We start from the raw sequence: 13,204 nt of genomic DNA on the forward strand, positions 1-13,204 counted from the left end.
GGGCCGGTGTCTCGTCGGAGCTGTGAGGACATGAACGACCGAAGGAGCCGTCGACACGATGGGCACGCGACCCGATCCAGGACTTGCCGCGATCATGAGCGAGCGCCGTCACCTGATCAACCTCGCCTACCGGCTGCTCGGCTCGCTGGCCGACGCCGAGGACGTGGTGCAGGAGACGTACGCCCGCTGGTACGCCATGTCCAGGGAGCAGCAGGAGGCCATCGGCTCACCCGCCGCCTGGCTGACGCGGGTCGCCGGCCGCATCTGCCTCGACCTGCTCCGCTCGGCCCGGGCCCGGCGCGAGCGCTACGTGGGCGAGTGGATCCCCGAGCCGCTGCCCGAGCGTACGGAGTGGCCGGACGCGCAGCCGGGTGACCCCGCCGACCGCGTCACCCTCGACGAGTCCATCAACATGGCCTTCCTCGTCGTGCTCGAATCCATGACCCCGGCGGAACGCGTGGCGTTCATCCTGCACGACGTCTTCCGCTACCCGTTCGCCGAGGTGGCCGAGATCGTCGGACGCACCCCGGCGGCCTGCCGCCAGCTCGCCACCTCGGCGCGCCGCCGCATCCGCGACTCACGCGCCCCCGCGACGCCCTCCTCCCAGCAGGCCGGCGTCGTCAGGGCCTTCAAGCGGGCCTGGGAGGGCAAGGACATCGGCGCCCTCATCGCCATCCTCGACCCCGAGGCCACGGCGACCGGCGACGGCGGCGGCCTCGTCACGGCCGCGCTCCACCCCGTCCAGGGCGCGGAGCCGATCGCGCGCTTCTTCGCCGACCGGATGGACGCCGGATCCGGCCTGGAGCTCGTCGAGCGCACGGTGAACGGCCAGCCGGGGCTGGTGGCTCAGCTCGACGGCGTCACCGTGTCGGTGCTGGCGTTCGACATCGTGGACGGCCGCATCAAGCACATCTGGGCGGTGCTCAACCCGGAGAAGCTCCGTCCCTGGACGGGGAGCCGGCCGCCCGCACCATGAACACGTCCACCTCGTCCTCCGTCTCGGGCGCGAACCCGTGCCGCTCGTACAGCCGGCGGGCCGGGCTGCCCTGCAGCACCTGCAGCCGGACGGCGGCGCCCTCGCGGTCGCAGCGCTCCAGCAGCCGGCCCAGCACGGCCGTGCCGATGCCCCTGCCCTGCAGCCGGGGGTCCAGGAAGAAGTGCTCCAGCCAGTACGAGCCCCGCGCCGGCCGCAGCGCGACGCAGCCGGCGAAGGCCCCGCCCACCTCGATCATCCAGGCGTGGGCCGGCTCGAACGCGTCACGGAAGCGCTGGCGTACGCGGTGCTCGTCGTAGCGGCCCAGGCGTTCGAGGTCCGCGCGCAGCACCACGGCGCGCAGCTCGGCCACCGTCTCGACATCCTCCGCCAAAGCCGGACGAAGCTCCCAATCTGCCACGATCGCGATGTTAGCGGTCGACGCCCAGCCGCCCACGACGACCCGGGCGCGACGAGACGGCTTCGCCGGCCGGGCTCGGACCGGCGTTCACCCGGAATGTCGAGCCGGGCGTCCTCAGCCCGCGTCGCGGAAGACGAAGTAGTTCAGGTGGTCCGCCTGCAGGTACTGGTGGAACCGCGCGGCCCTGGCCTGGGCCGACTTGTCCGCGGTGACGGCGGTGTAGACGACGTACCGGCCGTTCGCGCCGGACCGGATCCTGCCGTAGACGTACTCGTCGAGCATCGCGTCCCGGCGCCACTTCACGCCGCGTGAGGAGCTCGCCAGGTGCTCGGCCGTCGCCTTGGCGGCCTTCTCGCCGGGGAAGACCATGATGACCTGGACAGCGGTGAGATGCCCGCTGTAGGCGGAGTAGGCGAGCTGGACGGCGCGCTCGCACCCGTTCTCGGCCAGCATGCCCTGCCTGTCGACCGGGGCGCAGGAGTCGTACGTCCAGCCGCCCGCCCTCTTGGCCTTGAACGCGACGTCGCCCATGCGGAAGTTCCAGTCGCCGAACTCGTCGTCGCTGATCAGCGCGTCCGGCCGCGCCTTCTCGCCGGGGCTCGGCCGGGCGGGCTCGGGTGCGGCGTCCGTGGCCGGCGGGATCGGGGCGGGGCCGTTCAGATACCTGTGGACGCTGAACGCCAAGCCGCCCGGCAGGAGCACCGCCAGGATCGCCACCATGGTGGCGACCACGCCGGGGTAGTCCCGCGGGGCGGGCTGCCGAGGGTTTCCCATGCCTTCGATTGTGCTGTAAGGCATCACCTTCTGCCCCATCCGCCCCAAAGGTGATCCGAATGATGTTCGCCGGCGGTTGTCCGGCCGCTATTGATCACGTTTTAATGACGGTGAGTTTAGGCGCCCGCCGCTTCAGGGAGGGAAAGCGTACGAGCGCTGCACGGTCACGGGATCAGTGACGGCCTTGGAGTCCAGATGTATGACGAACCGGCGCCGGCCCCCTCCCCAGCCGCGCGCGCATGGAGCCTGTTACGCCAGGTGGGCGCGCTGTTCCAGCGCCGCCTGGTGGTGATCGTCGTCGTGGTCGCCGTCCTGATCTCCACGGTCGTGCTGGTGAACTACACCCAGGGCTGGTGGCCGTGGGGCGGCTGCGAGACGAGAAGCGCGGACGTCGTGGACGTCGACGGCGAATGCGTCGGGTTGCTGGACCCGGCCGACGGGACGATGGTGCTGGGCAAGCCGTACCAGCAGATCCTGGAGGCCATCGCGGCGGAGAACCGCCAGGTCTCCCAGGGCAAGGACTACAGCACGATCGCGCTGATGGCCCCCATGGGGGCGGGCCCGCGCGGGCTGGTCGGCGAGCGCGCCCTGCACCAGCTCGAAGGGGCGTTCATCGGCCAGTACCGGGCCAACCGGTCCGAGACGTTCCCCAAGATCCGGCTGCTGCTGGCCAACACGGGGCACGACGGCTCGCAGTGGCGGACGACCGTGCAGGCGGTGCGGAAGAACGCCGCGACGGGCGCGACCGGCAGCCCCGGGCAGATCGTCGCGGTCACCGGGATGGGCCCCAGCCAGCAGGAGAGCATCGACGCCGCGCGCGCCCTGGCCAAGGACCCCGGGATCCCGATGGTCGCCGACTTCATCACCGCGGCCGGGTTCAACACCACCGGCGAGATCGACGCCGCCGGGCCCATCCCCGGCCTCACCCGCACGGCGGTCAGCACGTCCGCCCAGCTCGCCGCCATCGCCGAGGAGTTCAGGAAGAAGAAGACCGGCGGGAACGCGGCGCTGATGTGGGCCGACGTGACCCCGCAGGGCACCAAGGACCTGTACGCCCGCTCGCTCAAGGACGCCTTCCTCGACCCGAAGCTCGGCCTCAAGCCGTACGTCGACAGGTCAGGGCTCAGCTTCCCCTTCGACCCGCGCGGGGGCCCCTCGCTCCTGCGCACCATCAGCGACACGATCTGCGGCACGAAGACCGACATGATCTTCTACGCCGGCCGCCAGGCGTTCATGCCCACCTTCCTCAAGCTGCTGCGCAGCCGGCCCTGCCGATCCACGCCCATCACCGTCGTCACCGGCGACGACGCCCAGGACCAGGACCCGAACGACCCGTCGCTGCACGACCCCGAGGCCCCCATCAAGGTGATGTTCGTGCCGCTGGCCGACCCCAACCGGCTCGACCACGAGGACAACCCGCACCGCCAGCTCTACCGGGACTTCCGCAACGAGTTCGTGGCGCCGCACCACGGGGTGACGTTCCCCGCGGGGCACCTCGGCAGCGGGCTGGCCATCCTGGCCTACGACGCGGTGACGGCCGCGGCGACCGCGGTGCAGAAGGCCGCCATCGGCGTGGATCCCTCCCAGCTCAGCCTGCCCTCGGCCGTGGCGGTGCGCGGGCAGCTCTACCTGTTCACCGGCACGAACGTCATCCGCGGCGCCAGCGGCGCCTTCACCCTCGACTCCCGGACCGGCGAACGCGTGAACGTCACCACGCCCACCCCCGTGACCATCCCGTGAGCACGACGGTCACCGCCAGCGCCACCGCCGTGACGAGGAGGAGCACCAGCCACCAGCGAGCGGGGTGGCTCCGGCCGAACCGTACCCGCTCCAGCTCTCCCGCCTCGGTGAGGCGGAGCACCGCCGCGCCGATCCTGAACCGGTCGCCCGGCCGCAGGGTCGCGTAGAGGACGGGCCGGCCGTCGATGAACGTCCCCAGCCCGCCGCTGTGATCGTGCAGCCGGTAGCCCGCGCTCACCCTGCGTACGGTGGCGTGCGCGAGGGCGATCCCGTCCCCGTGGATCACGATGTCGGCCGCCGACCCGCTGCCCAGCGTGGTGGTCTCCTTCAGCGTCCCGATGGTGACCGGCAGGACCACCGTGCGCGGCATCGTCGACTGCGTGGTCTCCGCCTGGTGGCCGACCAGGCGGCCGAGCAGATCCATGGCGGCCGGCCGCCGCGCCGGGTCCTTGGCCAGGCAGTCGGCGATCAGTGACCGCAGCGGCTCGGAGATCACCCTCAGGTCGGGGGTCTCGTTCAGGACGCGGTTGATGATGAAGGCCACGTTGCTCCCCGCGAACAGCGCCTTGCCGGTGGCGGCGAAGTACACCGTCGCCGCCCAGGCGTGCACGTCCACGGGCGGGCCCACCTCGGCGTCGACCCCTCCGACCTGCTCCGGCGCGAGATAGGCGGGGGTCCCCACGGGCGTGGTCATCGCCGCGGTCGCCTCCAGGGCGCGGGCGATGCCGAAGTCCACGACCCGCGGCCCGTCCGGGCCGACGATGACGTTGGCGGGCTTGAGGTCCCGGTGGACGACTCCCGCGCCGTGGATCGCCGCCAGCGCGGTGGCCGTGTAGGTCGCCAGGCGTTCGAGCGCGGACCCCGACAGCGGGCCGTGCGTCTCGACGAGCTCCTGGAGGGACGGGCCCTCCACGTACTCGCTCACGATGTACGGCTGATCGCGGTCGATGGCCGCGTCGATGATCATCGCCGTGTACGCCCTGGGCACCCGAGACGCGATGGCCACCTCGTCCGCGAACCGCCTGCGCGCCTTCGGATCGGCCGCCCCCTGCGCGTGGATCACCTTGATCGCGACCCGGCCCGCCTCACCCTGCGCGAGGTAGACCGTACCCTGGCCGCCGGCACCCAGGCGGCCGAGCACCTCGTAGGGCCCGATCCGCCGCGGCTGGCCGGTGTTCATTCAGACTCCCAACGTGACCAGGGCGACGACGGCGATAGCCGCCAGGACGACGATCAGCACCACGACTCCTCCGTGCCGGGCGCGCGAGCCGTCCCCGACCGCCGACCTCCCCCTCCGCCACGCCTCGCGCAGATTGGAGTCGGTCTCGACGTAGATACGCCCGGGAGTGACGAGCCAGCGCCACGACTCGCCCGCCGCCCGCCATCGCTCGACGTCCACCGACTCGGGGGCGCCGTCCACGCACTGGCCGATCAGGCGGCGATGCCGCGACGGCAGGACCCTGGCGAGCGCGGTCTCGTCGAGCGACCACGTCTCGGCGCTCTCCTGGAGGCACCGTACGACGGCCCAGGCGAACTTGTAATAGTCCGATTCGGGGGTGAACGCCCCTTCACGGGGGAGCTTCCACTGCTCGGGATCTGCCTCCGGCAGGGCGCCGCGCCCGCCGACCGGCAGGCAGGAGTCGCAGTCCAGCAGGTACACCGCGGGCGCCGGGTCGATGGTGAAGACGGCGTTGCGCAGTTGCAGGTCGCCCACCACATAGCCCTGCTCGTGCAGCCACTGCACGGTCGAGAGCAGCCGGCCGAGCACGGCCAGCTTGTACGGCGGCTCGTAGTAGCGCGTGCCGTAGTGCTCGCGCAGGGCGTTCACCCGCTCGGGCGACCGGGTGAGCTCGTCCAGGTGCCGCGGCACCCGCCGGTCGCGCAGCTCGGCGAACATCTCCTCGGGCGCGGGCCTGATCAGGATGCCGGTGACCCGGCCCCGCCCGACCGCCGCGATCGGCCAGGCGCAGCGCCGGTCCAGGGTCACGCGGTCCTGCCGGGGGAGCTCGCGCCGCCAGCGCACCATGGCGAGCAGGGCGTCCGCGTCCAGCCCCGCCAGCGTCTCCTCGTCGTAGCGCTTGAACAGCAACCGGCCGGGCACGCCGCCGATTTCGCACGGCTCCAGGCTGCGCGCCTGACCGCCCGGGCGCAGGTGGTAGGCGTCCGCGTCCGCGGCGGGCGTCAGATCCGCCTCATCGACCAGGTCCGGGAGGTTCATGCCGCTGCCGCCGCACTCCTGTCACAGGACGGCCGTGTCGTGACGGCCCGCCCACAACGCCAGAACGGTCCGGTCGTCGTCGTAGGTCGAGAGCTGGAAGTCCACGTCGCACAGGAAGCTGCGCAGCGCGGGCGGGGAGCTCCACGAGGTGACGAGCCGCTGGGCGAGCACGCTGCCGCCGCCGCCCATGGCCGTGCCGAACCCGTCGCTGCACAGGACGAGCACATCGCCCGGCCCCCAATCGATCTGCCGTTCCCGCAGCTCGCCGAGGTCGTCCGGCAGGGCGGACGTGACGTTGCCAGGCCGCTGCCCCTCCGGCGGGAAGATCTCGGTCCACGTCCTGTCATGGAGCCACAGCGCCGGCGAGTCGCCGATGGCGGCGCACGCGGCGATCCCGCGCCTGCCGTCCGCGGGGACCACCCCGATCGTCAGCGTCGTGGCGGGCGGCTCCGACGCCCCGCCGCCGTGCCTGCCGGTGCGCCGGTCGGCGAGCCTGGCGGTGGCGCGCATGACCTCCCCCGCGATGGCGGCGAAGGCCGCGTGCCAGCCCAGGCCGGGAGTCAGGGAGAGGTTCGTGGCGGCGCGCACGGCCACCGCGGCCGCGTGCTCGGCGTGCAACGTGCTGCCGAGCCCGTCGGCCACGGCCGCGATCACCCACCGGCCGTCCGCGCTCAGCCGTACGGCGTAGGCGTCCTGAAGGGGTTCGCCCCGGTAGCGGTGGCGCCGGCCGCGCAGGCTCACGGCGCGGACCGTGGTCTGGGCGAGCATGCCGCCGTCGAGCGCCACCCCAGGGGCGCGCGAATCCGCGCCGCCCGCCAGCAGCACGGGCAGCGGCTGCGGCAGCGGCCCGAGCGGCGTCCCGCCGTCAGCGGCGGCGCGGGCCCTGCGCCGCAACAGCATCTGCCCGAGCAGTACGGCGCCGCCGCCCGCGAGGCCGGACAGCACCCACCACGGCCAGCCCGACCCCGCGCCGCCCTGCCGCTGGCCTGGCGTCACGGTCACCGTCACGGTCGGCTCCGGCGCCGGACCAGCCCGCACTCCCACCGGCCCCATCCCGATGACCAGCAGTAACCCAGCCAGCGCCGCCCTGATCATCTCAGCTGCCGCATCCCCTCGGGCCCGCGCAGCACGGCCGTGTTCCTGTTGACGGAGGCGCTGATGCTGTCGGAGACGGCCTGCGCGATGCCGTGCAGCACCGTGGCCGCCCCGGTCGCGACCTCGCCCGCGAACGCCAGCACCTCGCCCCTGAGCGTGGAGGCCACGCGCCGCAGCGTCTCCTCCCGCACCGACCCGAACCCGAGCGCCACGATGTACGGGGCCGGTTGCAGGCTCGCCAGCCGGTCGCGCGCGGGGGCCCAGACCTCGACGTCCTGATGGGATGTGCCGACGTACGGCTCCCCGTCGGTGATGAAGAAGACCACCGGCGCCCGCACGTCGAACTGCCGTGAGAGTTTCCGGTGATCCTTGTCGATGATTTTCACCAGCTCGCTGAAGACCGCCAGATAGTCCGTCTGCCTGCCCGGTCTCAGCGCCGGGACCCTCATCGCGTCGCACGGCCTGGTCAGCGGAAGGACCAGCTCGACCTTGTCGGAGAACGACACCACGGCCACGTGCGCGGCCTCGCTGACGCCGGGATCGCCCGCCTCCAGCTCGAAGAGCAGCTCGCCCACGCAGTTGGAGAGCACCTCGAAGGGGGTGGGCCGGCCGTCCTCGCGGGCGGTGTGCATCGAGTGCGAGACGTCGCAGACGATGTAAAAGGGGAAGGCGCGGGGGCGCCCGTTCGCCGATCTCATCGGCTTTTCATCCTGATGGGGATCGGGGGTCTTGGCAAGGTTGCGGATTGAAGGGGGGACTTCAGGGGGTTCGCGGCCTTCGTCTGGGGGTCCTGCCGCGACGTACCGGAGCGGTTCGCGGATCGTAGCCGGACCATCGCATCACAACGAGGGAGATGCCGAGGCAGATCGTGAACGCACCGGAGAGGAAGGCCGCAGCCACCGCGAGGGAGCTGTCCTCCGGATCGCGGAGGCCGGGAGGACTTCCGTCGATCCACCTCGAAGCGGCCCGGGCCTGGGCGGCGACGACCACTCCGCACGCGGTCGTGACCGAGCCGAGGACGTAGCCAGGTGTGCGGGGCCACGAGCCGGTGGCGGCGAGCACGAGACCGGCCACCGACCCGATGGGCACCGTGACGACCTGGCCGATGACCAGCGCCACGAGCACCGCGTACCTCGCGTGCTCGAAGCCGTCGCCGCGCGGCTCCCCCAGGAAGGGCACCGCCACGGCGCCGCAGAGCAGGCTGATCGCCAGCAACCGGAGCATCGCCACGCCCGCCATGATCGCGCGCCGGCCCGTCGCGGTGCTACCCCGGCCAGGTCTCCTCGGAGCAGAGCACCCGCGCCGCCAACGCGCGGGAGACCGGAGTTTCAGGCGCCAGGTCGACCATGCGGGCAACCGGATCGAGCAACATCGGCGAAACGGCCGGCCACCTCACCCCTTCCTCCCCTCGCATCGCCGCCCACTGCCCCGCCGTCGTGACCGGGACGGGCACCCGGCGCGGCTCCAGCGGCGACGCGGCCCCGGCCGGCTCCTTAGGCCTCAGGTGCACGAGCGGGTCGAAGACATCGCGGATCGGCCAGAACCGGAACGACCACCGCAGAAGCGACCCCTCGTCCTCGACGTGCACGCTCAGGCCGTACTCGAACAGGGGAGGGCCGATCAGGAAGTCACGGCCGCCGCCGTCCAGCACGCCCAGCTTGATCACGCCGGTCTCGGCCGTGAGGTTCGTCCGCTCGATCAGCCTCCACCCTGGCCCCGGGTCCGGCGGCTCGGCATCCCAAGCCTCCGAGTGGACGGTGGCGGTCGCGTGGTACATCTCCGGCTCGTCGTCGCGGAACTCCGGGCACCCGGTGGCCCCGTAGACACAGATCCGGCTGTACTGGACGTAGAGCTCTTCTTCGAGCCGGCGGAGCAGTCGGGCCACGGGGTTTCCTTCACGTCGCGGGGGGCGTCCTGAGGCAGCCTTCCTCACGGCACCGACAGAATCCGGCTAGCGGCGCCGCGACCCCCGTACGAACTGATCCACCGCCGTCTCCACGAGCCCGTCGAGCAGCTCCGGCACCACCAGGTTGCCGTTGACCAGCGTCGCGATGCCGTGGAGCGTCGCGAACAGCACGATCCCCACGCGCCGCGAGTCACCGGCCTCCAGCACCCCCTGCGCCCGCCCCTGCGCGATGAGGTCGTCCATCAGCCCGAAAGGCGCGGCGGCGGCCGCGACGAGCCGGTCGGCGCCCTCGCGGTGCTTGCCGGTGAACATCAGCTCGAGCAGCGCCGCGTCCTCGGTGGCGAACCGCAGGTAGGCCGCCGCCATCGCGTGCAGCCGCGGCGCGAACTCCGCACCGGCGGCCTCCAGCGCCGCACGCAGCTCGGCGTCCAGCCGGGCGAACCCGGCCTCGGCGAGCGCGTCCAGCAGCGCCTGCCGGTCGGCGAAGTGCCGGCGGGGCGCGGCGTGGCTGACACCGGCCTCGCGGGCCAGCTCGCGCAGCGAGAGCTGGTCGGCGCCACGCTCGCGCAGGCTCCGCTCGGCGACGGCGAGCAGCGTCGCACGCAGGTTTCCGTGATGGTAGGCGGGCACGGCGCCCATCCTACCCAGAATGTTGTCGTTGACAGCATAGTTGTCACTGCCTACATTGTTTGCCATGACAACATTCACCGCCGCCCACCTCCCCGCCATGAACGGCCGCACCGTCGTCATCACCGGCGCGAACAGCGGCATCGGCCTCGCCGCCGCCCGCGCGCTCGCCGCCAAGGGCGCCCGTGTCGTCCTCGCCGTCCGCGACCCCGACAGAGGCCGGACCGCCGCCGCGACCCTCACCGGCGACACCGCCGTCCAGCGCCTCGACCTCGCCGACCTCTCCTCGATCCGCGCGTTCGCCGAGGACCTCACCGAGCCGATCGACGTACTGATCAACAACGCCGGCGTGATGATCCCGCCACTCGCCCGTACCGCCGACGGCTTCGAGCTGCAGTTCGGCACCAACCACCTGGGCCACTTCGCACTGACGAACCTGCTGCTGCCCCGCATCCGCCGGCGCGTCGTCACCGTCTCCTCCAACGGCCACCGGACGGGCACCCTCGACCTCGCCGACCTCAACTGGGAACGCCGCCCCTACCGCGCCTTCGCCGCCTACGCCCAGTCGAAGCTCGCGAACCTGCTGTTCACCTCGGAGCTCCAGCGCCGCCTCACCGAGGCCGGCTCCCCGGTGCTCGCGACCGCCGCCCACCCCGGCATGGCCGCCACCAACCTCCTCGGCCACCTCGACCGCGACCCCACCCCGCTGGGCCGGCTCCGCACCGCGCTCACCGGCCTCCTCTCCCAGAGCGACGACGACGGCGCCCTGCCCACCCTCTACGCCGCGGTGGCGGACGTCCCCGGCGGCTCCTACGCCGGCCCGGACGGCTTCCTGGAGGGCCGCGGCGCCCCGAAGCTCGTCGGCCGGTCGAAGGCCGCCCGGGACGGCACGCTCGCCCGCCGCCTGTGGACAGCCTCCGAGATGCTGACCGGCGTCGGATTCCCGCTGATGGCGACGAAGGGCTGACGGGCCTTCCACGCGGCGCGAGCGGAGGTGACCGTACGGGCGGGGGTCCCAGGGTCATGTCAGCGGACGTGTCAGCGCAGCGGCGGTCCGATATCAGAGCGGTCGGTGATGGTTGACCCATGAACGGAGCGGCACCCGCCCGCTCCACCGGATCACTCACAAGGAGCACCCCGTCATGTCCGTCACCCTCACCGTCCAGGACCAGCTCACCCTCCGCATCGCCGGCTGGGGCGCCGTCTCCCTCATGTCCGCCGCCGGCTCCGCCGGCTCCGCCCACAAGGCCGCCACCCACGGCTCCATCGCCCTCACCTCCGCCACCGGCCTCACCGGACACGTCCTGGCCAAAGCCCCCAAGGGCATCAAGCACGGCAAGACCGTCGCCTCCCTCGCCGACCAGGTCCTGCCCGCCCTGACCCAGTCCATCGACCTGCTCAAGCAGCAGGCCCCCGACGAGGCCGACAACTTCCGCCGCACCGTCCTCACCGCCGTCCAAGCCGCCCAGCAGGGCCAGACCAGCCCCACCACCACCGAAATGGCCCGCAAGATCACCGAAGCCCTCGACGCTGCCTGACCACCATGCCAGGCCCACACAGCACGGGGGCCCCACCCGGACCCCCGTGACACGGGTCGGCATGCCACTCTGACGACGAACACCGGGGTGGCTGAAGCATCGGACATGACCTCGGCAGCTCCCGTGACACGTGGGCGCCATGCGAGAGACAGTCGCCGCAGGACTTCTCCTCCTGCTCCCCCTGACCACCCCGCATCCCGCCCACGCCACGGTCGCCGACGTCTACCCCGACTACCCGACCCTCGCCAAGACGGAGGTCGAGGGCCAGGACTACCTGCGTCTGCAACGCGTGCCGAAGGGCGCCGCCGTCGCGCACATCGCCGTCCACGGCGGCGCGATCGAGCCGCCGACCACCCAGCTCGCCGACCACGCGGCGGGCAGGACGTACGCCTTCTACTCCTTCGTCGGCATCAAGCCCGACGGCAACAGCCGGCTGCACATCACCTCGACCAACTTCGACGAGCCGCGCGCGCTCAAGCTGGTCGGCGCGGTCGACTACACCGTCTCCTGGCACGCCGCCGCCGGCAGCACCGTGACCACCTATGTGGGCGGCCGGGACACCAAGCTGGCCGCCGAGGTGGCCGCCTCTCTGAGGGAGGCCGGGTTCGCGGTCGCCGAAACGGTCCCCGACAGGATCAACGGCACGAGCCCGCGCAACCTCGGCTGAGCGCTAGGGCTCCGGCACGACGACCGGACGCCCCGGCAGCCGTTCCTCGTGCCTGCCCAGCACCGCGAGGGCCAGGGTCACAGCAGCCGATCCGGCCGCCAGCACCGTCATCGCCGCCGCCGGGTACGTCAGCTGGGCCACCGCGCCCGCAAGAGCGGCGCAGCCGCCCTGCGTCGCGGACATGCCGACGAAGTGCAGGCCGAGGGCCTGGCCCGCGAGGTCGTCGGGAGTGCGGGACATCAGACGTTCCTGCAGGACCAGGCTCGCGCCGAAGCCGACCGAGGCGACGGTCACCGCCACGGCCGACAGCGCCACCCCCGGCTGCAGGACGAAGAACAGGTACGGCGTCGCCAGCAGCAGCCGCAGCGGCACCGCGAGACGGGGCCGCGACACGGGCGGCACCAGACGTCCCACCACCACGTCCCCCGCGAACATGCCCAGCGCCGCGCAGGCGAACAGCGTGCCGGCGGCCCCGGGGGCGTAGGAGACGTAGAGCGACTCGCAGCCCACCACCAGGCCGTTGGGAATCCACAGGCCCAGGTACGTCAGGCGGCGGGAGCGCGAGGACCACAGGAGTGCGTTGGTGCGCCAGGTCGCCGACACGGACGGGCGCCCGGAGGAGCGTGGCGGGCGAGCCGTGAGGCCCAGGCGGGTGGCCAGGGCCGACGTCACGTACAACGCCGTCGCCAGCAGCAGGCACGTCCCCGGCGTCAGCAGCGTCAGCAACGCGCCGCCCATCGCGAACCCGGCCACCTGCGTCAGGCCCCACACCATGTTGAACACCGATCGCCCCAGCACATAGCCGTCCTTCGGCAGGATCTCGGTCAGCAACCCTGAGCGCGCTCCCCCGCCCAGAGCCGCGATCAGGCCCTGCGCCAGGACGACCCCCAGGACCGCCGCGACCGGCAGGCCGGGCAGCGCCAGCACCGCCGTACAGGCCGCGTAGGCGAGGGCGAGTCCGGAGAGGATCGCGCGCGGCGGCAGGCGGTCGGCGCCCGACAGCAGGAACGTGGCCCCCACGAGCTGCGCGAGCTGCGGGCCGAACATGCTCAACGCCGACAGCAGCGGGGAGCCGGTGGCCCGGAAGACCAGCGTGCCCAGGGCCAGGGCGCCGATCGTCTGGGCCGCGGCGAAGGCGGCGAAGGAGAGCAGGAACGGGGTGAACTCCGGGGTGTGGAGGAGAGCTCGGTAGCTGCGCATGCGTCGCAGTCTCCGAGTGGCCGGCAGGTCGTGTTTACTGTTTCG

At 72.5% G+C, this 13,204-nt stretch carries 15 protein-coding genes; 5 read left to right on the forward strand and 10 right to left on the reverse strand.

The features are described from left to right. The first annotated feature begins 58 nt into the window (after window positions 1-58). On the forward strand, window positions 59-976 hold the full coding sequence (gene sigJ / locus HD597_RS50840; RefSeq protein WP_253754649.1) for an RNA polymerase sigma factor SigJ: 918 nt from the start codon (window positions 59-61) through the stop codon (window positions 974-976). On the opposite strand, the gene HD597_RS50845 is transcribed toward sigJ, so the two are convergent. Further along, on the reverse strand, window positions 924-1,394 hold the full coding sequence (locus HD597_RS50845) for a GNAT family N-acetyltransferase (RefSeq protein WP_253754650.1): 471 nt from the start codon (window positions 1,392-1,394) through the stop codon (window positions 924-926). The two genes, sigJ and HD597_RS50845, sit on opposite strands and share 53 nt — an antisense overlap. 114 nt (window positions 1,395-1,508) lie before the next feature. Next, window positions 1,509-2,168 carry a hypothetical protein gene (locus HD597_RS50850; RefSeq protein ID WP_253754652.1) on the reverse strand — a complete coding sequence of 220 codons (660 nt, stop codon included), beginning with the start codon at window positions 2,166-2,168 and terminating at the stop codon, window positions 1,509-1,511. A 195-nt stretch (window positions 2,169-2,363) separates the two neighbouring features. Between HD597_RS50850 and HD597_RS50855 the strand changes: the two genes are divergently transcribed. Continuing rightward, window positions 2,364-3,908, forward strand: a complete 1,545-nt coding sequence (locus HD597_RS50855; protein WP_253754654.1) for a type 1 periplasmic-binding domain-containing protein — start codon at window positions 2,364-2,366, stop codon at window positions 3,906-3,908. Here the strand turns inward: HD597_RS50855 and HD597_RS50860 are convergent. The 7 genes from HD597_RS50860 to HD597_RS50890 form a co-directional block, all read right to left on the reverse strand. After that, window positions 3,877-5,088 (reverse strand): FHA domain-containing serine/threonine-protein kinase, encoded by a 1,212-nt coding sequence (locus tag HD597_RS50860; RefSeq protein WP_253754656.1) that lies wholly within the window; start codon window positions 5,086-5,088, stop codon window positions 3,877-3,879. The genes HD597_RS50855 and HD597_RS50860 overlap by 32 nt on opposite strands. After that, entirely contained in the window at window positions 5,089-6,126 is a 1,038-nt protein-coding gene (locus tag HD597_RS50865) for a protein kinase family protein (protein WP_253754658.1), read from the reverse strand. 21 nt (window positions 6,127-6,147) lie between these two features. After that, window positions 6,148-7,134 (reverse strand): protein phosphatase 2C domain-containing protein, encoded by a 987-nt coding sequence (locus HD597_RS50870; RefSeq protein ID WP_253754660.1) that lies wholly within the window; start codon window positions 7,132-7,134, stop codon window positions 6,148-6,150. Window positions 7,135-7,217: 83 nt separating this feature from the next. Next, on the reverse strand, window positions 7,218-7,919 hold the full coding sequence (locus HD597_RS50875; protein WP_253754662.1) for a vWA domain-containing protein: 702 nt from the start codon (window positions 7,917-7,919) through the stop codon (window positions 7,218-7,220). A gap of 61 nt (window positions 7,920-7,980) precedes the next feature. Next, on the reverse strand, window positions 7,981-8,451 hold the full coding sequence (locus HD597_RS50880) for a hypothetical protein (protein ID WP_253754664.1): 471 nt from the start codon (window positions 8,449-8,451) through the stop codon (window positions 7,981-7,983). Between the two features lie 34 nt (window positions 8,452-8,485). After that, the gene (locus tag HD597_RS50885) at window positions 8,486-9,106 is read right to left on the reverse strand and encodes a hypothetical protein (RefSeq protein WP_253754666.1); all 621 of its coding nucleotides are present in this window, start codon (window positions 9,104-9,106) and stop codon (window positions 8,486-8,488) included. Between the two features lie 66 nt (window positions 9,107-9,172). Next, window positions 9,173-9,757 (reverse strand): TetR/AcrR family transcriptional regulator, encoded by a 585-nt coding sequence (locus HD597_RS50890; RefSeq protein WP_372513586.1) that lies wholly within the window; start codon window positions 9,755-9,757, stop codon window positions 9,173-9,175. Between the two features lie 64 nt (window positions 9,758-9,821). On the opposite strand from HD597_RS50890, the gene HD597_RS50895 reads away from it, so the two are divergent. From HD597_RS50895 to HD597_RS50905, 3 genes are all read left to right on the forward strand, one after another. Continuing rightward, window positions 9,822-10,721: an oxidoreductase gene (locus tag HD597_RS50895; protein WP_253754670.1), complete on the forward strand. Its 900-nt coding sequence runs from the start codon at window positions 9,822-9,824 to the stop codon at window positions 10,719-10,721. Between the two features lie 175 nt (window positions 10,722-10,896). Further along, entirely contained in the window at window positions 10,897-11,292 is a 396-nt protein-coding gene (locus HD597_RS50900) for a hypothetical protein (protein WP_253754672.1), read from the forward strand. Window positions 11,293-11,431: 139 nt separating this feature from the next. After that, window positions 11,432-11,959 (forward strand): poly-gamma-glutamate hydrolase family protein, encoded by a 528-nt coding sequence (locus HD597_RS50905; protein ID WP_253754673.1) that lies wholly within the window; start codon window positions 11,432-11,434, stop codon window positions 11,957-11,959. Between the two features lie 3 nt (window positions 11,960-11,962). On the opposite strand, the gene HD597_RS50910 is transcribed toward HD597_RS50905, so the two are convergent. Further along, a complete protein-coding gene (locus tag HD597_RS50910; protein ID WP_253754675.1) occupies window positions 11,963-13,159 on the reverse strand; it encodes an MFS transporter in 1,197 nt (398 codons plus the stop codon). Between the last annotated feature and the right edge of the window lie 45 nt (window positions 13,160-13,204).

The sequence above is a fragment of the Nonomuraea thailandensis genome, from assembly GCF_024172165.1.
In the GTDB taxonomy this organism is placed as follows: Bacteria; Actinomycetota; Actinomycetes; order Streptosporangiales; family Streptosporangiaceae; genus Nonomuraea; species Nonomuraea thailandensis.

Coding starts and splice junctions, on each gene's coding strand:
- HD597_RS50860 (WP_253754656.1), bottom strand. CDS start 5,088: ATGAACACCGGCCAGCCGCGGCGGATCGGGCCCTACGAGGTGCTCGGC.
- HD597_RS50905 (WP_253754673.1), top strand. CDS start 11,432: ATGCGAGAGACAGTCGCCGCAGGACTTCTCCTCCTGCTCCCCCTGACC.
- sigJ (WP_253754649.1), top strand. CDS start 59: ATGGGCACGCGACCCGATCCAGGACTTGCCGCGATCATGAGCGAGCGC.
- HD597_RS50850 (WP_253754652.1), bottom strand. CDS start 2,168: ATGGGAAACCCTCGGCAGCCCGCCCCGCGGGACTACCCCGGCGTGGTC.
- HD597_RS50855 (WP_253754654.1), top strand. CDS start 2,364: ATGTATGACGAACCGGCGCCGGCCCCCTCCCCAGCCGCGCGCGCATGG.
- HD597_RS50910 (WP_253754675.1), bottom strand. CDS start 13,159: ATGCGCAGCTACCGAGCTCTCCTCCACACCCCGGAGTTCACCCCGTTC.
- HD597_RS50875 (WP_253754662.1), bottom strand. CDS start 7,919: ATGAGATCGGCGAACGGGCGCCCCCGCGCCTTCCCCTTTTACATCGTC.
- HD597_RS50900 (WP_253754672.1), top strand. CDS start 10,897: ATGTCCGTCACCCTCACCGTCCAGGACCAGCTCACCCTCCGCATCGCC.
- HD597_RS50895 (WP_253754670.1), top strand. CDS start 9,822: ATGACAACATTCACCGCCGCCCACCTCCCCGCCATGAACGGCCGCACC.
- HD597_RS50865 (WP_253754658.1), bottom strand. CDS start 6,126: ATGAACCTCCCGGACCTGGTCGATGAGGCGGATCTGACGCCCGCCGCG.